The following is a 21,632-nucleotide window of genomic DNA, read 5'->3' as shown; positions in this document are numbered from 1 at the left end:
TTCGATTGACAGCATATGATTTGATCATATTCTGGGGGAAACACGGCGGCTGTGCCGCCCGGTCTGTCTGTCGAAAGGTATTCCCATGACCATGATCACCAACCACATGCCCACCGCGGAATTGCAGGCGCTCGATGCCGCGCATCACATGCACCCCTTTACCCACGGCAATCAGCTCGAGACCAAGGGCGCGCGGATCATCACCCGCGCGCAGGGCGTCACCCTGACCGACAGCGAGGGCAACGAGATCCTCGACGCCATGGGCGGGTTGTGGTGCGTGAATATCGGCTATGGCCGTGATGAGCTTGCCGAGGTCGCCGCGCGGCAGATGCGCGAACTGCCGTTCTACAACACGTTCTTCCAGACCAGCCATGTGCCCGCCATCGCGCTGGCCGCCAAACTGGCGGAACTGGCGCCGGGCGATCTGAACCATGTGTTCTATGCCGGGTCCGGGTCCGAGGCGAACGATACCAATATCCGAATGGTGCGCACCTACTGGGCGCAGATGGGTCAGCCCGAACGCAACATCATCATCAGCCGCAGGAATGCCTATCACGGGTCATCCGTGGGCAGCGGCAGCCTGGGCGGCATGTCGGGGATGCACGCGCAGGGCGGGATGCCTATTCCCGACATCCACCACATCGACCAGCCGCACTGGTATGCCGAGGGCGGCGACATGGACCCCGAGGCATTCGGTCTGGCGCGCGCCCGGCAGCTCGAGGAAAAGATCGAGGAACTGGGTCCGCACCGCGTGGCCGCCTTTATCGGCGAGCCGGTGCAGGGTGCGGGCGGCGTGATCATCCCGCCCGACAGCTACTGGCCGGAAATCCAGCGGATTTGTGACAAATACGGCATCCTGCTGATCGCCGACGAGGTGATCTGCGGCTTTGGCCGGACCGGCGAATGGTTCGGTTCCCAGACACTGAACATCCGCCCCGACATCATGACGGTGGCCAAGGGGCTGTCCTCGGGCTATGCGCCGATCGGCGGCTCTATCGTTTCGGATCGCGTGGCCGAGGTGATGAACGATTGCGAGTTCAACCACGGTTACACCTATTCGGGCCATCCGGTCAGTTGCGCCGTGGCGCTGGAAAACCTGCGCATCCTAGAAGAAGAGAAGATCGTCGAGCGCGTCGCGCAGGAAACCGCGCCCTATCTGAGGGAGAAATGGGAATCGCTGTTCGCGCATCCTCTGGTCGGCGAGACCCGGATCATCGGCATGATGGGATCGCTGGCGCTGACCCCGCACAAGGCCAGCCGCGCCAAATTCGCCGCCGATCCGGGCACGGCGGGCTATATCTGCCGCGAGCGGTGTTTTGCCAACAACCTGGTGATGCGGCATGTGGGCGATCGCATGATCATCTCGCCGCCGCTGGTCATCTCGAAATCCGAGATCGACACGCTGATCGAGCGGGCATGGCAATCGCTGGATCAGGCGGAAAAACAGATCCGCGACGAGGGGCTGATGAAGGCGGCGGCGTGAGGGGCGCTGCCCCTCACGCTCCACGGAGTATTTGCGGAACGATGAAGCAAGGTGTGGCGCCTGCCCTCTCGCGGGTCCGGTTCAGTCCTTGACGAACATCTTGCGTGGGCGGTTGCAGAAGGTTTCCGCCGGGCCGGTTTCCTTGATCAGGATCGATTCGGTGATTTCCAGCCCCCAGTCGGACATCCACAGGCCCGGCATGAAATGGAATGTCATGCCGGGTTCCAGCACGGTCTCATCCTCGGCGCGTAGTGAAATCGTGCGCTCGCCCCAGTCGGGCGGATAGCTGAGCCCGATGGGATAGCCGCAGCGCGCGCCGCGCTCGATCCCGGCGCGCTCCAGCGGGGCGGCCAGTGCGGCGGCGATATCGCAGGCGCGGTTGCCCGCCTGCGCGGCCTCCAGCCCCGCCTCCAACCCCTCGACCAGCGCCTTTTCGGCGTCGAGCAGGAATTGCGGCGGCTTGCCCAGGAACAGCGTCCGGCAGAACGGCGCGTGATAGCGGCGGTAGCAGCCGGAAATCTCGAAGAACGTGGCCTCGCCGGTGGCGAATTCGCGGCCGTTCCACGTCAGGTGCGGCGCGGCGGCGTCTGATCCTGACGGCAAGAGCGGCACGATGGCAGGGTAATCGCCCCAGGCGCCGTCAACGCCGCGGATCGCGTCGCGAAAGATCTCGGCCACGATCTCGTTCTTGGGGATGCCCGGCTCGACCCGTTCCATCAGCCCGTCGGTGATCTTTTCCGAGATCAGGGCGGCCTTGCGCATGAATCCGAGTTCCTCTTCGGATTTCACCGCGCGTTGCCAATTGACCAGTGCCGTGGCGTCGAGGAATGTCGCCTCGGGCAGTTCCTCTCGCAGCACCTGCATCGCCTTGGCGGAAAAGTAATAGTTGTCCATCTCCACGCCGATGCGCTTGTCGGCGAGGCCCATGCCGGTCAGGCGTTCGGCCAGATCCTGCATCGGGTGGCGTTCGGTGGATTGCACGTAGTTGTCGGCATAGCCGATCACCCGGTCATCGGTCATCCAGCAGGTGCGCACGCCGCCATTGGCGTCCTGATTGCGGCCCCACCAGATCGGATCGGCCTCTGGCAGCACGATCACGCCCTGGTGCACGTAGAACGACCAGCCGTCATAGCCGGTGATCCAGTGCTGGTTCGAGGGGTCGGTCACAAAGAGCGCGTCAAGGTCCAGTTTGGCCATCGCGGCGCGGGTCTTGTCCAGTCGGCGCTGGTATTCCTGTGCCGAAAAGGGCAGGTCTTTTTCGATCATGTCAGGGGTCCGTCGTTTGAAATTCCCGGCCATACTGGGGGTTTGTCGGGGGCCTGCCCCAAGAAATACGCCCCTTCATGTCGCTTTCAGACCATCCGGTGACGCGGAGTTGACGATAGGTTCACCGCGACGCAAGCTGCGCCCGACCTGAAAACGGAGAGAACGATGCGCCCTGTGCTGGCCGATGTCTACGCTGCTGCCAAGGTGATCGCGGGTGTGGCGGATCGCACGCCGCTGGTGCCCTCGCCCTATATGAGCGGGGTTTGCGGGCATGAATTCCTGCTCAAGCTGGAGAACATGCAACCCATCGGCGCGTTCAAGCTGAGGGGTGCGCTGAATGCGGTGGCAGGGGTGCAGGCGGCGGCGGGGGTGACCTGCTGTTCGACCGGCAATCACGGGCGCGGCGTGGCCTGGGCGGCGCGGGCGCGGGGTATCCGCGCCGTCATCTGCATGTCGGAACTGGTGCCGCAGGCCAAGGTCGATGGCATCCGCGCGCTGGGTGCCGAGGTGCGGATCGCGGGCCGCTCGCAAGACGCGGCACAGGCCGAGGCCGAGCGGTTGGTGGCCGAGGAGGGGCTGACCGAAATCTCGCCCTTCGACGATCCGCTGGTGATCGCCGGGCAGGGAACCATCGGGCTGGAGATCATGGCAAGTTGCCCCGAGTTAGAGACGATTCTGGTGCCCCTGTCGGGCGGCGGTCTGGCCGCTGGCGTGGCGATGGCCGCCAAGGCGATCAAGCCGTCGATCCGCGTCATCGGCATCAGCATGGACCGGGGGGCGGCGATGTATGAGAGCATTCGCGCCGGTCATCCCGTAGAAGTGGAAGAGGTGCCGAGCCTGGCCGATTCGCTGGGCGGCGGCATCGGCATGGCGAACCGGCTCAGCTATCCCATGTGCCGCGATCTGCTGGATGACGCGGTTCTGGTGAGTGAGGAAGAGATTTATCACGCGATGCAGGTGCTTTATTACGAGGATCGCATCGTGGCCGAGGGGGCCTGTGTCGTCGGCCTGGCGGCGGTGCTGAACGGCAAGGTGAACATAACCGGCCCGACCGCCACCATCGTCACCGGGCGCAACCTGGATATGGCGATGTTTACCCGTGTGGTGACCGGGCAGGATGTGGTTCTGGGCGACAAGGTGATCGAGGGCAAGCGATATGGCGCATGACATACGGATCGTGACAGAGGCGGAACTGCGCGCCGTGGTGGGGCTGGACCGCGACACGGTGGGTGTGATCGAACGGGCGTTCGGCGCGCTGTCGGATGGCGGCGTGGTGATGCCGCCGGTCCTGTCGATGGAACTGGCCGAGGCGCATGGCGAGGTGGATGTGAAAACCGCCTATATCCCCGGCTTTGACGGATTCGCGATCAAGGTCAGCCCCGGTTTCTTTGACAATCCCAAGCTGGGCCTGCCCAGTCTGAATGGCCTGATGATCCTGTTTTCGGCCAGAACCGGGCTGGTTCAGGCGGTGTTCCTCGACAATGGCTATCTGACCGATCTGCGGACCGCAGCCGCGGGGGCGGTCGCGGCGCAACATCTGGCGCCAGAAGTGATCCATACGGCGGGCATCATCGGCACCGGCGTGCAGGCGCGGTTGCAGGCGCGGGCGGCGCATCTGGTGCGGCCCTGTGAGCGGCTGCTGATCTGGGGCCGCGATGCCGACAAGGCGCAGGCCTGCGCACGCGACCTAGTGGATCTGGGCGGCGAGGTGCGGGTGACAGACGATGCCGCCGATCTGGTCCGCGACAGCCAGCTTGTCATCACCACGACGCCCGCGCGCCAGCCGGTGATCGAGGCCGCCTGGCTGCATCCCGGACTGCACATCACCGCCATGGGATCGGATCAGGCGGGCAAGAACGAAATTGATCCGCAGGCGCTGGTGCGTGCCGATCTTTATGTCGCCGACCGGGCGGCGCAGGTGGAAACGCTGGGCGAGTTGCGCAGCGCGATCGCGGCGGGGATCTGGGACAAGGGCACGCCAACCGAGTTGGGCGACGTGATCCGGGGCCGGGCGCAGGGGCGGCGTGACGATGCACAGATCACGATCTGCGACCTCACCGGGACGGGTTTGCAGGATACGGCGATTGCCACCCATGTGATGCAGCGTCTGGCGGGCGGCGACGTGGGCACGGTGATCACCGCATGAAACTCGACGCACGCGATCTGGATATCCTGCGGGTACTGGCCGATGAGGGGCGCATCACCAAGGCCGATCTGGCGGCGCGCGTCGGTCTGTCGGCCAGCCCCTGCTGGGAGCGGCTGCGGCGGCTGGAAGAGGCGGGGCTGATCGAGGGTTATCATGCGCGCATCAGCCTCAGGAAACTGGGGCCGCATGTGACGGTCTTTGTCGCCGTCGAACTGGCCGATCATACGCCCGCGAGTTTCCGCGCCTTCGAGGACAGCGTGCAGCGCTATGGTGAGGTCACGGCCTGTTGGGCGCTGGGCGGCGGGTTCGATTACCTGATGCAGATCGTGACCCGCGACATCGACGCCTATCAGCGGCTGATCGACGAGATGCTGGAGGCGCGGATCGGGTTGGCGCGCTATTTCACCTATATCGTCACCAAGCCTGTGAAATCCCCACGCCTGCCGCCGCTGGAGATGTTTTTCGGGTGAATCGTCTTTTGTATGATGCTTTTCAGACGAATAATCTGCAATCGATGACATCTTCAGCCTCGCTTTCTGGTCTGTGCAGTGCATTCTTCGGCGCGAAGGGAGCGCCACCATGTCTGACTCTGCAATCTGGACCCGCAACGGGATCACCGATGCGCGCCTCGTGCGCAGCTTTGCCTATGTGAACGGAAAATGGGTGGGCGGCGATGACAATGCGACGCTTGCCGTCACCGATCCGGCGGATGGCAGCGCGCTGGGCGATGTGGCAAGCCTCAGCGCCGGGCAGGCGCGCGCGGCGGTCGATGCGGCGCAGGCGGCGTTTGACGGCTGGTCGATGACCCTGCCGCAGGATCGCTCTGCCATCCTGCGCCGGTGGTTCGACCTGATGTTGGAGCACCGCGAGGATCTGGCGCGGATCATGGTGCTGGAACAGGGCAAGCCGCTGTCAGAGGCGCGCGGCGAGATCGACTATGCCGCGAGTTTCGTGGAATATTACGCCGAAGAGGCCAAGCGCCCCAATATCGAGGGCGTGACCAGTCATCTGCCCGATGCCGAGGTGGAATTATGGCTGGAACCGGTGGGCGTGGCCGCCCTCATCACACCGTGGAATTTCCCCTCGGCCATGCTCACGCGCAAGGCGGCGGCGGCGATGGCGGCGGGCTGCACCGTGGTCGCGCACCCCTCGGGCGAGACGCCTTATTCGGCGCTGGCGCTGGCGGAACTGGCCGAGCGCGCGGGCATTCCGGCGGGCGTGTTCAACGTGGTCACGGGCCGCGCGGCAACTGTGGTCGAACCCTGGACCGAGGATGCCCGCGTGCGTGTGCTGAGCTTTACCGGGTCCACGAAAATCGGGCAGCTTCTGTATCGTCAATGCGCCGGGACGGTCAAGAAACTGGTGATGGAACTGGGCGGGCACGCGCCGGTGATCGTGTTCCGCAATGCCGACATGGACACGGCGGTCGAAGAGTCTATCAAGGCCAAATTCGCCACCTCGGGGCAGGATTGCCTGGGTGCGAACCGGATTTACGTGGAGCGGCCGGTTTATGACGAATTCTGCCGCCGCTTTACCGAGGCGACGCAGAAGCTGAGCCTTGGACGTGGCATGGACGATCCCGACATCGGCCCGCTGATGAACGAGAGTGCGGTGCGCAAGCAGGAGGAACATGTGGCCGATGCGCTCAGACACGGCGCGAAACTTGCCTGCGGCGGCAAGCGCGACGCGCTCGGGCCGCTGTTCTATCAGCCCACGGTGCTGACCGATGTGCCGGATCAGGCGGCGATCATGTGCGACGAGACCTTTGGCCCGGTCGCCGCGATCACGCCGTTCGACACCGAGGAAGAGGTGGTGCGCCGCGCCAATGCCACCGAATATGGCCTTATCGCCTATCTGCACAGCCACGATCCGCGCCGCATCTACCGCATGACGCGGGCGCTGCAATTCGGCATGGTGGCCGTGAACCGCACCAAGGTCACGGGCGCGCCGATCCCCTTTGGCGGGGTCAAACAGTCGGGGCTGGGCCGCGAGGGGGCGCGCCGGGGCATGGAGGAATTCATGGAAATCAAATACGTCTGCCGCGACTGGGCGTGAACGTGGTGGGCGCGGATGCCTGCGGCGCGAGTATTTCAGGAACGATGAAACAGGGGGACGCACCCCGATGAGAGGATCAGACGATGCTGCGCAACGACCAACTTGATCAATGGGATCGCGAAAACTTTTTCCACCCTTCGACGCATCTGGCGCAGTTCGCGCGCGGCGAGGCGCCGAACCGGGTGATCACCGGCGGCAGCGGCAGCCATATCGAGGACCGCGACGGCAATCGCCTGCTCGACGCCTTCGCCGGGCTGTATTGCGTCAACGTGGGCTATGGCCGTCAGGACATCGCCGAGGCGATTGCCACGCAGGCGCGTGAACTGGCCTATTACCACGCCTATGTGGGGCATGGGACAGAGGCGTCCATCACCCTTGCCAAGATGATCATGGACCGCGCGCCCAAGGGCATGAGCAAGGTCTATTTCGGCCTGTCGGGTTCGGATGCCAACGAGACCAACATCAAGCTGATCTGGTATTACAACAACATCCTCGGGCGGCCCGAGAAGAAAAAGATCATCAGCCGGTGGCGCGGCTATCACGGATCGGGGCTGATGACCGGCTCGCTGACCGGGCTGGAGTTGTTTCACAAGAAATTCGACCTGCCGCTGGCGCAGGTGATCCATACCGAGGCGCCCTATTATTTCCGCCGCGCCAATCCGGACCAGACCGAGGCGCAGTTCGTCGCGCATTGCGTGGCAGAGCTTGAGGCGCTGATCGAACGCGAGGGCGCGGATACCATCGCCGCCTTCATCGGCGAGCCGGTGCTGGGCACAGGCGGCATCGTGCCGCCGCCTGCCGGATACTGGCCGGCGATCCAGGAAGTGCTGCAAAAGCATGACATCCTGCTCATTGCCGATGAGGTGGTCACCGGCTTTGGCCGTCTGGGCACGATGTTCGGCTCGGATCACTACGGGATGACGCCGGATCTGATCACCATCGCCAAGGGGCTGACCAGCGCCTATGCGCCGCTGTCGGGCAGCATCGTGAGCGACCGGATGTGGAAGGTGCTGGAGCAGGGGACGGACGAGAACGGCCCCATCGGCCACGGCTGGACCTATTCCGCGCATCCCATCGGGGCGGCGGCGGGCGTGGCCAATCTCAAGCTTCTGGACGAGCTGGATCTGATCGCCAACAACCGCAATGTCGGCGGCTATCTCAACCGGGGCATGGCCGAGGCGCTGGGCGATCATCCGCATGTCGGCGAGGTGCGCGGCGAGGGGATGCTTTGCGCCGTGGAATTCGTCAGGGATCGCGACAGCCGCACGTTCTTTGATGCCGCCGACAAGGTGGGGCCGCAGGTGGCGACCGCGCTGGGTGGGCTGGGTGTGATCGCGCGCGCCATGCCGCAGGGCGATATTCTGGGCTTTGCACCCCCGTTCTGTCTGACACAGGACGAGGCGGACGAGGTGATTCACAAGACTGCAAAGGCTGTGAAATCGGTGCTGGGATAGGATGGCGGACCGCAAGAATGCTGCCGATGCACACGTCATGAGTGCGCGTGCCCCGAGTTTTGGCAGGAAAATCGTCTTAAATCGCTTGACATGCAGGCGATTTGACCTGCGCGGGTCGGTTTCGGGAAAAAACTGCCGCAATCCGCTTGCATGATCGGGGGTTTGACGTTTTAGTTTTTACCGAACGCGGGGGACGCCGCGACAGAAATAAACAGGGAGCCGAACTTGGCCGATACCGGGAACAACGATGCGTTCGTTGCATTTGAGCGCGTGCAAAAGAGCTATGACGGCGAGACTCTGGTCGTCAAGGATCTGAACCTGACCATGCCCAAGGGCGAATTTCTGACCATGCTGGGGCCGTCCGGTTCGGGCAAGACAACCTGCCTGATGATGCTGGCCGGGTTCGAGACCGCGACACATGGCGAGATCAAGCTGGACGGTGTGAGCATCAACAACATTCCGCCGCACAAGCGCGGCATCGGCATGGTGTTCCAGAACTACGCGCTGTTTCCGCATATGACGATTGCCGAGAATCTCAGCTTTCCGCTGGAGGTGCGCAAGATCGGCAGATCGGACCGCGAGGCCAAGGTCAGGCGGGCGCTGGAGATGGTCGAGATGGGCGGCTTTGGCGGGCGGCGTCCGGCGCAGCTGTCGGGTGGCCAGCAGCAGCGCGTGGCGCTGGCCCGCGCGCTGGTGTTCGAGCCGGAGCTGGTTCTGATGGACGAGCCGCTGGGCGCGCTGGACAAGCAACTGCGCGAGAAGATGCAGTTCGAGATCACCCATCTGGCGCATGAGCTGGGCATCACCACGGTCTATGTGACCCATGACCAGACCGAGGCGCTGACCATGTCGGACCGCGTGGCGGTGTTCAATGATGGCAAGATCCAGCAGATCGCGCCGCCGGACGAGCTATACGAGAGCCCGCAGAACAGTTTTGTCGCGCAGTTCATCGGTGAGAACAACACGATGGAGGGCACGGTCAAGGAGATCAAGGACGGTCTCGCGGTGGTGCAGCTTGACGATGGCGGATTGATCGACGCCAAGCCGGTGAACGTGGAAAAGGCAGGCGACCGCACGCTGATCTCGATCCGTCCCGAGCGGGTGGAGTTCAACTGCGACCGGCTGAGACCGGGCGCGCATACGCTCAAGGCCGAGGTGGCCGAGTTCATCTACATGGGCGATATTTTCCGCACCCGGCTCAAGGTGGCGGGGCGCGACGATTTCATCATCAAGACCCGCAACGCGCCCGATCAGCGCCGCCTGCAACCGGGCGAACAGATCGAGATCGGCTGGCTGCCCGAAGATTGCCGTGCGCTGGACGCGCCATAGGTATAAGGTATTCGTGCGGCCCGGTGACGGGCAGCACGGGTTGAGCAAGGCCCCGGACGTTCTTCCCGTAGCGCGGGGCCCATCCACCCAAAACGGGACTAAACTGGGAGTACGCATATGAAACTCACGAAAACACTGTTCGCAACAACGGCGCTGACCGTGGTGGCGGGCACGGCTCTGACCGCTCAGGATATGGCCAACAGCATGACGCTGGTCAGCTGGGGTGGTGCCTATCAGGACAGTCAGGACAAGGCCTATGTCAAACCCTACCTGGCCGCGAATCCCGGCGTGACCGCGACATGGGACGAAAGCTCGGCCGAGGCTGTGGCCAAGCTGCGCGCCATGAACGAGGCAGGCAACGTGACCTGGGATCTGGTCGATGTGGTGGCGTCCGACGCGATGCGTCTGTGTGACGAAGGCCTGGCGATGGAGCTGGATCATGACGAGGTTCTGGCAGCGGCACCTGATGGCACCCCTGCCAGCGAAGACTTTGGCGATCTGATCGTCAGCGACTGCTTTGTGCCGCAGATCGTTTATTCCACCACCTTCGGCTATCGCACGGACATGGTGCCTGCCGGGGTCGAGCCGCCGACCAGTGTCTGCGACGTTTTCGACCTGGCCAAGTATCCCGGCAAGCGCTCGTTGCAGAAGCGCCCGATCGACAACATGGAATGGGCGCTCTATTGCGATGGCGTCGCCAAGGACGAGATCTATGACGTTCTGGGCACCGACGAGGGCGTCAATCGTGCGCTGGCCAAGCTGGACACGATCAAGGATCAGGTCGTCTGGTGGTCGGCTGGTGCGGAAACCCCGCAGCTTCTGGCGGATGGCGAGGTCTTTATGGGCTCGACCTACAACGGGCGTCTTTTCTCGGCGATCGCAGAGCAGAATCAGCCGATCGGCATGATGTGGGACATGCAGTCGTTCGATCTTGACGGCTGGATCGTTCCCGCCGGGCTTCCGGCGGACCGTCTGGCGCGGGTGATGGACTTCCTCAAGTTCGCCACCGATACGCAGCGTCTGGCCGATCAGGCGGCCTATATCTCCTACGGTCCGGCGCGCGCATCCTCGGCGCCGCTGGTGGGCAAACATGCCGATCTTGGCATCGAGATGGCGCCGCACATGCCGACCGATCCCGCCAACGCGTCCAACACGCATATCTATGACTATGAGTGGTGGGCCGACAACCGTGACGATCTGGACGCAAAATTCCAGGCATGGCTGGCGCAATAAGCGCGGCTGACGGAACCGGAGGGGGCCCGCATGGGCCCCCTCTGACCCAGACCGGGCGCAAGACCCGGCCATGATGAACAAAACTGTCCGACGGGGATGACATGAGCGATACCACCCAGACCGGCCCGGTTCTTGCGGCGGATGGCACGCCGCTGAAACGCAGCCTGCGCCGCGCGCTCAGGGCGCAGAAGATGCGCGCGCTGGCGCTGATCGCGCCGCTGCTGATTTTCGTCCTCGTGGCCTTTATCGCGCCGATCGCGGACATGCTGTTCAGGTCGGTCGAGAACCAGATCGTTGGCAACACCCTGCCGATGACGGTCGAGGAACTGCGCGACTGGGACGGGACCGAGGTGCCGGACGAACAGGTGTTCCGGGCGCTCTTTTTCGATCTCTTTCTGGCGGCGGAGGCCAAGGAACATACCAAGCTGGGCAGCCGCCTGAACTATGAGCAAAGCGGTATTTCCTCGTTGTTCCGCACCTCGGGGCGGGATGTGGGCGATATCGGCGAGGTGTTTCAGGACGCGCTGACAGAGATCGACCCGGCCTTCGACGAGGCGCGGTTCTGGTATGACATGATGTCGGGCGGCGCCGAAGCCGAAGGCAACGAGCGTCTGCTGTCCAATCAGATCGGCCGGCTGGAGGTGCTGGAAGCCACCAATTTCAGCGGCGACGTGGATTTTGTGCCCGGCGCCGCGATTTCCGACATCCTGCCCAACACCGCCCGCGCCTATGCCGTCTTTGCCGCTTTCACGCATTTCGTGGACGAGGATGTCGTTGCCGAGGAAGAGCCGTGGGAAGCGGTCTACGCGGCCCTTGCCATTGATCTGGAGGATCCAGCCACCAGGGCCGCGCTGGCCGGGTATGACGGTCCGGGCGCGGATGTTCTGCGCCGCGCCGCCGACGCGCCGCTGCCGCCGGTGGACATGAAGGCCGCTTTTATAGATTCGAACAAGGACTGGCAGCGCGTGGGCTTCTGGAAGGTGATCAAGACCTATTCGCCCCCCTACACCACCGGCTATTTCCTCAATGCCGTGGACATGGAGAAAACGGCCGAGGGCATCGCCCTGCGCAGCGCGGATCAGCGGATCTACGGTATTCTGTTTCAACGCACCATGTTCATGTCGCTGATGATCACGTTCAGCTGCATCCTGCTGGGCTATCCGGTGGCGTGGATCATGGCCAACCTGCCCGCACGCAAGGCGAACCTGTTGATGATCCTGGTGCTGCTGCCGTTCTGGACATCGCTGCTGGTGCGCACCAGCGCGTGGAAGGTGATGTTGCAGCAACAGGGCGTGATCAACGACACGCTGGTGTGGCTGGGCCTTGTGGCCAACGAGAGTCGTCTGGTGATGATCAACAACCAGTTCGGCACCATCGTGGCGATGACGCATATCCTGCTGCCCTTCATGATCCTGCCGATGTATTCGGTGATGCAGACCATTCCGCCCTCTTACCTGCGCGCCGCCAAGAGCCTTGGCGCGACCAACTGGACGGCATTCTGGCGGGTCTATTTCCCGCAATCGGTACCGGGTATCGGGGCGGGCTCGATCCTCGTCTTCATCCTCGCCATCGGCTATTACATCACGCCCGAGATCGTGGGTGGCACCACCGGCACGTTCATCTCGAACCGGATCGCCTATCACATCTCGACCTCGCTCAACTGGGGCCTGGCGGCGGCGCTTGGCTCGATCCTGCTGGCGGTGGTTCTGATCCTCTACTGGGCCTATGACAAGATCGTCGGCATCGACAATGTGAAGCTGGGGGGCTGACGTCTGATGAATGGATTCACTCTGACACCGGTTGAGAAAAAACCGCTCTCCTTCGCGCTTCCGGTGATCGGCGCGGCAGGGGGCGTGGCCGGGCTTTTCGTGGGCACGGCGCATGGTTCGGGCCTGATGGGCGTGATCGCCGGGGCGGTGCTGCTGATGGCGCTGGGATTTGTCGCGCTCAGGGTGCTGGGCCTCGGGATGGAAAAGGCCACCCGCTGGGGCATCATCGCACTGTTCGTGGCGGCGGGCGTTCTGCTTGCCGGTCTGCCCGGTTTCATTCTGGGCGGGCTTTTCGGCTGGTTCTTCTCGTGGTTCATCTTCTGGATCGGCGAGGGGCGCTATCGCGCCAGCCTGCCGCCCTATCTGACCGGCGGTCAGGTGCTGTGGCATTATGCGTTCTGGATCCTTTGTGGCGCGATCTTTGTCTTTCTGATCACGCCGATTCTGGTGGTGATACCGCTCAGCTTCAACGCGCAAAACTTCTTTACCTTCACGCCGGAAATGCTGCGGTTTGATCCCGCGGGCTACAGTCTCAAGCATTACCGGGATTTCTTCACCTCAAGCGGCTGGCAGCAGGCGCTGCGCAATTCGCTGGCCATCGCGCCGCTGGCGACGCTCTTGTCGGTCAGCTTTGGCACGCTGGCGGCGATCGGCCTGAGTTCGGAACATGTGCCGTTTCGCCGGGCGATCATGGCGATTCTGATTTCGCCGATGATCGTGCCGCTGATCATCTCGGCGGCGGGCATGTATTTCTTTTACAGCCGCATCGGCCTGCAGGGCACCTATTTCGGCGTCGTGCTCGCGCATGCGGCGCTGGGCATTCCGTTCGTCATCATCACGGTGACGGCGACGCTGGTGGGGTTCGACCGCTCGCTGACGCGCGCGGCGGCGAACATGGGGGCCGACCCGGTGACCACCTTCTTCCGCGTGCAGATGCCGCTCATCCTGCCGGGCGTGATCTCGGGCGGGCTTTTTGCCTTCATCACCTCGTTCGACGAGGTGGTCGTTGTGCTCTTTGTCGGCTCTGCCAATCAGCAGACCCTGCCCTGGCGGATGTTCACCGGCCTGCGCGAACAGATCAGCCCGACGATCCTGGCGGTGGCGACGATCCTGGTGGTGATCTCGATCGCCCTGCTGACAACGCTGGAACTGCTGCGGCGACGGTCCGAGCGGCTGCGGGGGATGAGTCCGGGTTGACATAAAATAAATCGCCATAAGTCCAATTGGGGATTCACGTGAGTCCAAAAATATGATTCACTGATGACCACCGGATTTGGAGAAGAGCCATGGAACGCGCAAAGACGTTGATCAGAACGCTTTTGGGCGAACATTTCGTGCGAGATGTCAAGATTGACGCCGATACAAACTTTGATGGCGAGCGAATTTTTCGTATTACCGTTGTTTATGACGAAGCGATGGGTTCACTGAGACCTCAGGACATCTCCGCGGTTACGGAGAAGCTCTGGGAACTGATGTCATCGGAGGAGGACAAGGCTTTTCCTGTCACGAGTTTCGTTTCTTCCGCAGATGCCGAGGAATACCGCGCTGCTTAGCACCGAGTTTCTTGAAACCGCAAAGAAACGTGTTTCCGCGATTCCGGGGCGGACGGAGTCGGATCTGCGACGCGCGACAAGTGATTTGTATTACGCGCTTTTCCACCGCGTCTGCGAGGCCCTGATCGAACCGATCGGCGTTGTATTTGATAGCAATCCTTTCAAGGAAATGTACAGGACCCTGTATCGTATCCCTGATCATGGGTTTCTGGAAAAGCGATGCAAAGAAGTTAAAGGTCACAGCTTTTCGGACGCGATAAGCGCCTTCGCAAACCAAATCGCCGTGATGAAGAACAAGCGGGAACTGGCGGATTATGATCCGCTGGCAACATTTGTGATCTCGGGGATTGAAAACGATGTTCAGGTTGTCACATCGGTTCTGGAGAACTTCAATCTTGCCGACCCGATTGAGCGTGTACGCTTCGCATACTTCGTTTCTCTGAAAGGAAGAAAGGCGGAATAGGTGCCCTGAACGGGCAAACCTACTCCGCCGCCATGTCCGCCGCCTCGACCCGCACCGCCGAGAACTTGAATTCGGGGATCTTGCCGTAGGGATCCAGCGCCGGGTTGGTCAGGATATTCGCCGCCGCCTCGACATAGGCGAAGGGCAGGAACACCATGTCAGGCGCAATCGCGCGATCCGCCCGCGCCATCACCCGGATCGAGCCGCGTTTGGTCGTCAATCGCACCATCCCGCCCGGTTCAACCCCCATCTTGCGCAGCGTCGAGGGATGCATGGAACAATTCGCCTCGGGTTCCACCGCGTCGAGCACGCGGCTGCGCCGTGTCATCGAGCCGGTATGCCAGTGCTCAAGCTGCCGACCCGTGGTCAGGATCATCGGATAATCGGCATCGGGCACATCGTCGGGCGGGACGATCGACGCAGGTGTGAACCGCGCGCGCCCCTCGGGGCGTGGGAATCCGTCGCCGAACACCACCGCCTCGCCCGGACCATCGGGCGTCTTGCAGGGATAGGTGACCGCATTCTCGCGCTCCAGCCGCTCCCAGGTGATATTGTCGAGCGAGCGCATGTTGATCTTCATCTCGGCAAAGACATCCGCCGGGCTGTCATAGCGCCATTGCAGGCCCATCCGGTTGGCCAGATCGACGGTGATGCGCCAGTCCTCGCGCGCCTCGCCCGGCGGGTTGACGGCGGGGCGGCCGATCTGCACCTGCCGGTTGGTGTTGGTGACGGTGCCGGACTTTTCATAGAACGCCGAGGCAGGCAGGATCACATCGGCATAGTTCGCCGTCTCGGTGATAAAGATGTCCTGCACCACCAGGTGCTCCAGCCTGGCCAGCGCGTCGCGCGCGTGTTCCACATCCGGGTCCGACATCGCCGGGTTCTCACCCAGGATATACATGCCCTTGATCTTGTCCTCATGCACCGCATCCATGATCTCGGTCACGGTCAGGCCCTTCTCGGCGGAGAAATCCCCCGACTGCCAGACCTCGGTAAAGGCGCGGCGCACGCCGTCGTCCGTCACCGTCTGGTAATCCGGCAGGAACATCGGGATGAGACCCGCATCGGACGCGCCTTGCACGTTGTTCTGCCCTCTGAGCGGATGCAGGCCCGTGCCCGGTCGCCCGACATGGCCGCACATCAGCGCAAGGGAAATCAGGCAGCGCGAGTTATCCGTGCCGTGGATATGCTGGGAAATCCCCATCCCCCAAAAGATCATGGCGGCCTTGGCGGTGGCAAACTCGCGTGCGACGGCGCGCAGCGTGTCGGCGGGGATGCCGCAGATTGCTTCCATCTTCTCGGGCGGGAATTGCGCCAGATGCTCCTTTTCCGCCTCCCAGTTTTCGGTGAAGGCCTCGATATACTGCCGGTCGTACAGCCCTTCCTCGACGATCACGTTCATGATCGCGTTCAGCATCGAGACATCCGCGCCGGGGCGGAACTGAAGCATGTGGGTGGCGAACCGCCGCATGCCCACGCCGCGCGGGTCCATGACGATCAGCTTGCCGCCGCGCTTGGTGAACTGCTTGAAATAGGTGGCCGCGACCGGGTGATTCTCGATCGGGTTGGCGCCGATAATGATCGCCACATCGGCATTCTCGATCTCGTTGAACGTGGCGGTCACCGCGCCAGAGCCGACATTCTCGATCAGCGCCGCCACGGACGAGGCATGGCAAAGCCGCGTGCAGTGATCGACATTGTTGTGGCCAAATCCCTGCCGGATGAATTTCTGAAACAGATAGGCCTCTTCATTGGTGCATTTGGCGCTGCCGAAACCCGCAACCGACGCGCCCCCATGCGTATCCTTGAGCCGCTTTAGCCCCCCGGCGGCGATATCCAGCGCCTCGTCCCAATCCGCCTCGCGGAAGAATTCGCGCCAGTTGCCGGGATCGACGTTCAGCCCCTTCTCTGGCGCATCCTCGCGCCGGACCAGCGGCTTGGTCAGGCGGTGCGGGTGGTGGATATAGTCAAAGCCAAAGCGCCCCTTGACGCATAGCCGCCCCTCATTGGCGGGGCCATTGATGCCCTCGACATACTTGACGCGGCCATCCTTGACCTTGAGGCTGACCTGACAGCCCACGCCGCAGAACGGGCAGATGCTCTTGACCTCATCGTCGTAATCGGCGCTGTCGCCGTGCTGCGCATCGTCCAGAACCGTGGCGGGCATCAGCGCGCCGGTGGGGCAGGCCTGCACGCATTCGCCGCAGGCGACGCAGGTGCTTGCCCCCATCGGATCATCGAAATCGAAAACCGGATAGGCATCATGCCCGCGTCCGGCCATGCCGATCACGTCATTGACCTGCACCTCACGGCAGGCGCGCACGCAAAGGCCGCAGGATATGCAGGCATCGAGATTGACCCGCATCGCCACATGGCTGTCATCCAGGAGCGGGATGCGCCCCTCTTCCAGCCCGGGAAAGCGGCTGCCGGTGACGCCCTGCATCTCGGCCATGTCCCACAGGTGGCTCGACTTGTCATGCGCGGCCTCGCGCTCGGGCTGATCGGCCAGCAGCATCTCGACCACCATCCTGCGCGCGGTTTCCGCACGGCTGGAATTGGTGGTGACGACCATGCCGTCCCTGGCCTCGCGGATGCAGGATGCCACCAGCGTGCGCTCGCCCTCGACCTCGACCATGCAGGCGCGGCAGTTGCCATCGGGGCGATATCCGGGCGCGGGCTTGTGGCACAGATGCGGGATCACCAGACCCCGGCCATTGGCCACCTCCCAGATGGTCTGCCCGGCCTCTGCCTCGACCTCGCGGCCATCGAGCGTGAACTTGATCGTATCAGACATGCGCGCGTCTCCTTGTCTCAGGCGATCTTAGACCATGCCCGCCAGAAGTGCAGTCCATCAATCCCGACACCTCACCGCATTTTTACGCCACGCAGACCCGCGCGTGTTTCGCATAGGCGTCGCGCAGCCGATCCGCAGAGTCACGCCCGCGGCTTCTTCTTGGCGGAAATACCCCCCGGGGGAGTCCCGGATTTCATCCGGGACGGGGGCAGCGCACCCTGTCGCGGCCCGCTGCCGGGCGTTGTCGCCAATATTTCTCGCGCGCCATCTTTAACCCCGTCGCAACCGGCGCTAACGTCGCGCCGCAAAGGGGGACACGCGATTTGGCAGAGCTCATTCTGGTGCGGCACGGGCAGGCCAACAGCCATGCCACGGACGAGGCGGGCTATGACCGCCTGTCGCCCCTTGGCGTGCAGCAGGCGCAATGGCTGGGCGCGCATCTGGCGCAGACCAATCCGCATTTCGACCATGTCATCACCGGCACGCTCAACCGTCAGACCGGCACCGCGCGGGCGATGGGATACGAAATAACCGAACAGGATGCGCGTCTGGACGAACTCAGCTATTTCGCCCTCGCCCAGGCGATCGAGGCGCAGCACGGCATCCCCGCACCCGCCGACGCCACCGAATTCGCCCGTTACCTGCCGCAGGTGATCGAACATTGGGCGCGCGGCGACCTCGCGGACGTGCCCGAGACGTTCGAGCATTTCACCACCCGGATCACCGGCCTGATCGACGACATCTGCCAGCAGCGCGGGCGCATCCTGATCGTCACCTCGGGCGGGGTGATCGGCATGGTGATGCGCCACGCGCTCGGGCTGGACATTCCGGGCATGTCGAGGGTCATGTTGCAGGTGATGAACTCTTCGCTGCACCGGCTTGAGCATGTCCATGACATGCTGATGGTGGGCACATTCAACGCCACGCCGCATCTCGACACACCCGACCGGGCGCATGCCCGCACCTTCATCTGACTGAAAGAGGACGCAGGAATGAAACTCTATTACGCCAAGGGCACGATCTCTATCGCGGTGGCCATCGCGCTGCACGAGGCAGGATTACAGTTCGAGCCGGTGCGCCTCGATTTCAGCGCGGGTGATCAGAACAGCCCCGACTATCAGGCGATCAACCCCAAGGGGCGGGTGCCCGCTCTGATCACCGATCAGGGCATCCTGACCGAGACCGGCGCATTGCTGGATTACATCGCCGATATCGCGCCGCAGGCCGGGCTGCGCCCATCCGATCCCTTTCAGGCGGCAAAGATGCGCGAGGCGATGTATTACCTCGCCTCCACCATGCATGTGAACCACGCCCACAAGATGCGCGGCCATCGCTGGGCGGATCAGGAAAGCTCTTTCGCCGACATGAAGGCCAAATCGGTGCAGACCATGACCGACAGCGCCGCCCATGTGGAAAACCATGTCCTGACAGGCCCCTACGTTCTGGGAGAGGCGTTTTCCCTGGCTGACGCCTATCTCTTTGTCGCCTGCAACTGGCTCAGGGGCGACGGGGTGCGGGTGAGCGAGTTTCCAAGGATCGCCGCCTTCCTCGAAACCATGCGCAACCGCGCCTCGGTGGCGCAGGTCATCGCCGACGACATGATCTGAAGGTAGAGCATGACACATCTCTGGGTCCGGGCCGAACAGCGGCCGAACGAGGAACGCACGGGGCTGACGCCCGAGGGGGCGGCGGCATTGATCGCCAGGGGTATTCGCGTCACGGTCGAGAAAAGCCGCAATCGCGCCATTCCGATTGACGGATACCGCGATGCGGGCTGCGCCATAGCGGCGGAAAATTCATGGCCCCAGGCCCCCGCCGATGCCATCATCTTTGGCCTCAAGGAACTGCCCGAGGACGGCACGCCGCTGCCGCATCGCCACATCATGTTCGGCCATGCCTTCAAGGGGCAGCACGCCGGGCGGCGGCTGCTCGCGCGGTTCGCGTCCGGGGGCGGCACGCTTTATGATCTCGAATATCTGGTGGACGAGGGCGGCCGCCGCGTCGCCGCCTTTGGCTATTGGGCGGGCTATGCGGGGGCGGCGGTGTCGCTGATGGCCTGGGCGGCGCAGCAACAGGGCAGGATCTGCCCGCCGGTGGGCACCTTCTCTGGCCGCGATGCGCTGCTGGCCGATCTGGGCGCACGCCTTGACGCCACCGGCGCGAACCGCCCCGACGCCATCGTCATCGGCGCGCTCGGGCGCGTGGGCACCGGCGCGGCGGATCTGTGCGAGGCGATGGGCGTGACCGTTACCCGCTGGGACATGGCCGAGACCGCATCGGGCGGGCCGTTCCCCGAAATCCTCGGGCATGACATTTTCCTCAACTGCATTTTCGCGCGTCCTGGCACGCCGGTTTTCGTGCCGCGCGCGGCGCTCGGCCAACCCCGCCGCCTGAGCGTGATCGGCGACGTGGCCTGCGACCCGGACAGCGATTACAACCCGGTCCCGGTCTATGACGCGGCAACGACATGGGCCGCGCCGGTCGTGCGGGTGCATGATGCGCCGCCACTCGATGTCATGGCCATCGACAACCTGCCCTCGCTGTTGCCGGTCGAATCCTCGCAGGATTACGCGGCGCAGCTCTTGCCGTCGCTGCTGACGCTGGGCGATCCGGACGCAGGCGTATGGGCGCGGGCGGCGGATACCTTTCGCAGCCATATGAAAGACATCTGAATGGCGCTCTACGTGGGGTATCTGGCGGCCTTTATCGGCACCGTCTGCTGGATTCCGCAGGCGTGGAAGGCCTGGGCCACGCGCGACACATCCGGCCTGTCACTGTCGTCGAACCTGATGTTCCTGACCACCGTTTCGCTGTGGCTGGCCTATGGGTTGATGATCGGCGACTGGCCTCTGATACTGGCCAATATCTGCGCCGTCGCCGCCATGCTCTGCATCGTCGCGGCAAAACTGCGCTATAAATGAAGGGAGACGACGACATGACAATCCACTGGTGCGGCACCGGCCTGTCGGCCATTCCGGGCCTGCGGCGGCTGATCGGGGCGGGGCATGACGTGACCGTCTGGAACCGCTCGACAGAGAAGGCGCAGGCGGCGGTCGGTGATTTGACCGACAAGATCAACGCCTTTGACAAGGACGCGCTTGGCGCGGTGCTCGCGCCCGGCGAAGTGGTGGTTTCCATGCTGCCCGGCGACTGGCATGTGCCGCTGGCGACGCTCTGCCTGGAGCGGGGCGCGCATTTCGTCTCTTCCTCCTATATCGCGCCCGAGATGCGTGCGCTGGACGGGGCGGCGCGCGACAAGGGCCTCTGTTTCGTCAACGAGATCGGCCTTGATCCCGGCATCGATCACCTGATGGCGCATCATCTGGTGGCGGATTACCGCGCCTCGGGGGCCTGCGACGCGGCCAATGACCTGTCGTTCCTGTCCTATTGCGGCGGCATCCCCAAACATCCCAACCCGTTCCGCTACAAGTTCAGCTGGTCGCCGCTGGGCGTGCTCAAGGCGCTGCGCTCGCCCTCGCGCTCGATCCGCGAATATTCGGAACTGAACGTCGCCCGGCCATGGGACGCGATTTCCAGCTACGCGGCCCCCCTGCCCACGCCCGAAACCTTCGAGGTCTATCCGAACCGAGACTCGATCCCCTTCATCGCCGATTACCGGTTCGACCCCGACTGGCGGGTGCGCGACTTCGTGCGCGGCACGCTGCGCCTCAATGGCTGGTCCGAGGCGTGGAAGGACGTGTTCGCCGAGATCGAGACGCTGACCGGACCTGCGGGCGAGGCACGACTCAAGGAAATGTCGGATCGGTTCTGGCAAGAGAACGCCTATGCCGAGGACGACCCGGACCGCGTCGTGCTCTGTGTCGATCTCAAGGCAGAGCGCGACGGCAAACCCGTCTGGCACAAGACCTGGGTGATGGACGCCTGGGGCGATGCGCGCGGCACGGCCATGGCGCGCCTCGTGTCGGTGCCGGTGTCACTGGCGGTTGAATCGGTGCTGAACCGCGAAATTCCCGCCGGCGTCACCGCAGCGCCCCACGACCCGAAACTGGTCGCGCGCTACCTGTCCGAGGTGGACCGGCTGGCGCAGCACATGCAGGTGGTGGATCGTTTGTGAGGGGGCGGCGGC

Annotated in this window: 19 protein-coding genes; 17 read left to right on the top strand and 2 right to left on the bottom strand. The window is 63.5% G+C overall.

Annotated features, from left to right (window positions below):
• Nucleotides 1-85: 85 nt before the first annotated feature.
• Nucleotides 86-1,483: an aspartate aminotransferase family protein gene (locus tag BSG08_RS04625; protein ID WP_093032777.1), complete on the top strand. Its 1,398-nt coding sequence runs from the start codon at nt 86-88 to the stop codon at nt 1,481-1,483.
• Between the two features lie 81 nt (nt 1,484-1,564).
• Here BSG08_RS04625 and doeA read toward each other — a convergent pair whose 3' ends face one another.
• Nucleotides 1,565-2,749: an ectoine hydrolase DoeA gene (gene doeA, locus BSG08_RS04620; protein WP_093032774.1), complete on the bottom strand. Its 1,185-nt coding sequence runs from the start codon at nt 2,747-2,749 to the stop codon at nt 1,565-1,567.
• Between the two features lie 165 nt (nt 2,750-2,914).
• Here doeA and eutB point away from each other — a divergent pair, with 165 nt between their 5' ends.
• The 11 genes from eutB (at nt 2,915) to BSG08_RS04565 (ending at nt 14,751) form a co-directional block, all read left to right on the top strand.
• Nucleotides 2,915-3,916: a hydroxyectoine utilization dehydratase EutB gene (gene eutB, locus BSG08_RS04615; protein WP_093032771.1), complete on the top strand. Its 1,002-nt coding sequence runs from the start codon at nt 2,915-2,917 to the stop codon at nt 3,914-3,916.
• Complete coding sequence (locus BSG08_RS04610; RefSeq protein WP_093032768.1) at nt 3,906-4,895, top strand: cyclodeaminase; 990 nt, start codon at nt 3,906-3,908, stop codon at nt 4,893-4,895. Before eutB ends, BSG08_RS04610 begins: the two co-directional genes overlap by 11 nt.
• The gene (locus BSG08_RS04605; protein WP_093032765.1) at nt 4,892-5,365 is read left to right on the top strand and encodes an Lrp/AsnC family transcriptional regulator; all 474 of its coding nucleotides are present in this window, start codon (nt 4,892-4,894) and stop codon (nt 5,363-5,365) included. Before BSG08_RS04610 ends, BSG08_RS04605 begins: the two co-directional genes overlap by 4 nt.
• A 109-nt stretch (nt 5,366-5,474) precedes the next feature.
• Entirely contained in the window at nt 5,475-6,950 is a 1,476-nt protein-coding gene (locus BSG08_RS04600) for an NAD-dependent succinate-semialdehyde dehydrogenase (protein ID WP_093032762.1), read from the top strand.
• Between the two features lie 83 nt (nt 6,951-7,033).
• Entirely contained in the window at nt 7,034-8,404 is a 1,371-nt protein-coding gene (locus BSG08_RS04595) for an aspartate aminotransferase family protein (RefSeq protein ID WP_093032759.1), read from the top strand.
• Nucleotides 8,405-8,629: 225 nt separating this feature from the next.
• Nucleotides 8,630-9,733, top strand: coding sequence for an ABC transporter ATP-binding protein (locus BSG08_RS04590; protein ID WP_093032756.1), 1,104 nt, complete (start codon nt 8,630-8,632; stop codon nt 9,731-9,733).
• Nucleotides 9,734-9,850: 117 nt separating this feature from the next.
• Nucleotides 9,851-10,966 carry an extracellular solute-binding protein gene (locus tag BSG08_RS04585; RefSeq protein ID WP_093032753.1) on the top strand — a complete coding sequence of 372 codons (1,116 nt, stop codon included), beginning with the start codon at nt 9,851-9,853 and terminating at the stop codon, nt 10,964-10,966.
• 101 nt (nt 10,967-11,067) lie between these two features.
• The gene (locus tag BSG08_RS04580) at nt 11,068-12,735 is read left to right on the top strand and encodes an ABC transporter permease (protein ID WP_175544687.1); all 1,668 of its coding nucleotides are present in this window, start codon (nt 11,068-11,070) and stop codon (nt 12,733-12,735) included.
• Nucleotides 12,736-12,741: 6 nt separating this feature from the next.
• Entirely contained in the window at nt 12,742-13,932 is a 1,191-nt protein-coding gene (locus BSG08_RS04575) for an ABC transporter permease (protein ID WP_093032747.1), read from the top strand.
• Between the two features lie 89 nt (nt 13,933-14,021).
• Entirely contained in the window at nt 14,022-14,288 is a 267-nt protein-coding gene (locus tag BSG08_RS04570) for a hypothetical protein (RefSeq protein ID WP_093032744.1), read from the top strand.
• Nucleotides 14,263-14,751 (top strand): hypothetical protein, encoded by a 489-nt coding sequence (locus BSG08_RS04565; RefSeq protein ID WP_093032741.1) that lies wholly within the window; start codon nt 14,263-14,265, stop codon nt 14,749-14,751. Before BSG08_RS04570 ends, BSG08_RS04565 begins: the two co-directional genes overlap by 26 nt.
• Before the next feature lie 19 nt (nt 14,752-14,770).
• Here the strand turns inward: BSG08_RS04565 and fdhF are convergent, their stop codons facing one another.
• The gene (gene fdhF / locus BSG08_RS04560) at nt 14,771-17,545 is read right to left on the bottom strand and encodes a formate dehydrogenase subunit alpha (RefSeq protein ID WP_093032738.1); all 2,775 of its coding nucleotides are present in this window, start codon (nt 17,543-17,545) and stop codon (nt 14,771-14,773) included.
• A 323-nt stretch (nt 17,546-17,868) separates the two neighbouring features.
• On the opposite strand from fdhF, the gene BSG08_RS04555 reads away from it, so the two are divergent.
• Genes BSG08_RS04555 through BSG08_RS04535 form a run of 5 tightly spaced genes read left to right on the top strand, consistent with a single transcriptional unit; the run spans nt 17,869 to nt 21,620 of the window.
• Nucleotides 17,869-18,519, top strand: a complete 651-nt coding sequence (locus BSG08_RS04555) for a histidine phosphatase family protein (RefSeq protein WP_093032735.1) — start codon at nt 17,869-17,871, stop codon at nt 18,517-18,519.
• 18 nt (nt 18,520-18,537) lie between these two features.
• Nucleotides 18,538-19,152 (top strand): glutathione S-transferase family protein, encoded by a 615-nt coding sequence (locus BSG08_RS04550; protein ID WP_093032732.1) that lies wholly within the window; start codon nt 18,538-18,540, stop codon nt 19,150-19,152.
• 9 nt (nt 19,153-19,161) lie between these two features.
• Complete coding sequence (locus BSG08_RS04545; RefSeq protein ID WP_093032729.1) at nt 19,162-20,217, top strand: saccharopine dehydrogenase; 1,056 nt, start codon at nt 19,162-19,164, stop codon at nt 20,215-20,217.
• Nucleotides 20,218-20,466: a SemiSWEET family sugar transporter gene (locus tag BSG08_RS04540; protein WP_093032725.1), complete on the top strand. Its 249-nt coding sequence runs from the start codon at nt 20,218-20,220 to the stop codon at nt 20,464-20,466.
• 14 nt (nt 20,467-20,480) lie between these two features.
• Nucleotides 20,481-21,620, top strand: coding sequence for a saccharopine dehydrogenase family protein (locus BSG08_RS04535; protein WP_093033316.1), 1,140 nt, complete (start codon nt 20,481-20,483; stop codon nt 21,618-21,620).
• Nucleotides 21,621-21,632 lie beyond the last annotated feature (12 nt).

This window comes from Roseovarius azorensis, from assembly GCF_900109455.1.
Classification (GTDB): Bacteria; Pseudomonadota; Alphaproteobacteria; order Rhodobacterales; family Rhodobacteraceae; genus Roseovarius; species Roseovarius azorensis.
The sequence above is the reverse complement of the archived record's forward strand: the minus strand, read 5'-3'. Positions and strand labels throughout refer to the sequence as shown.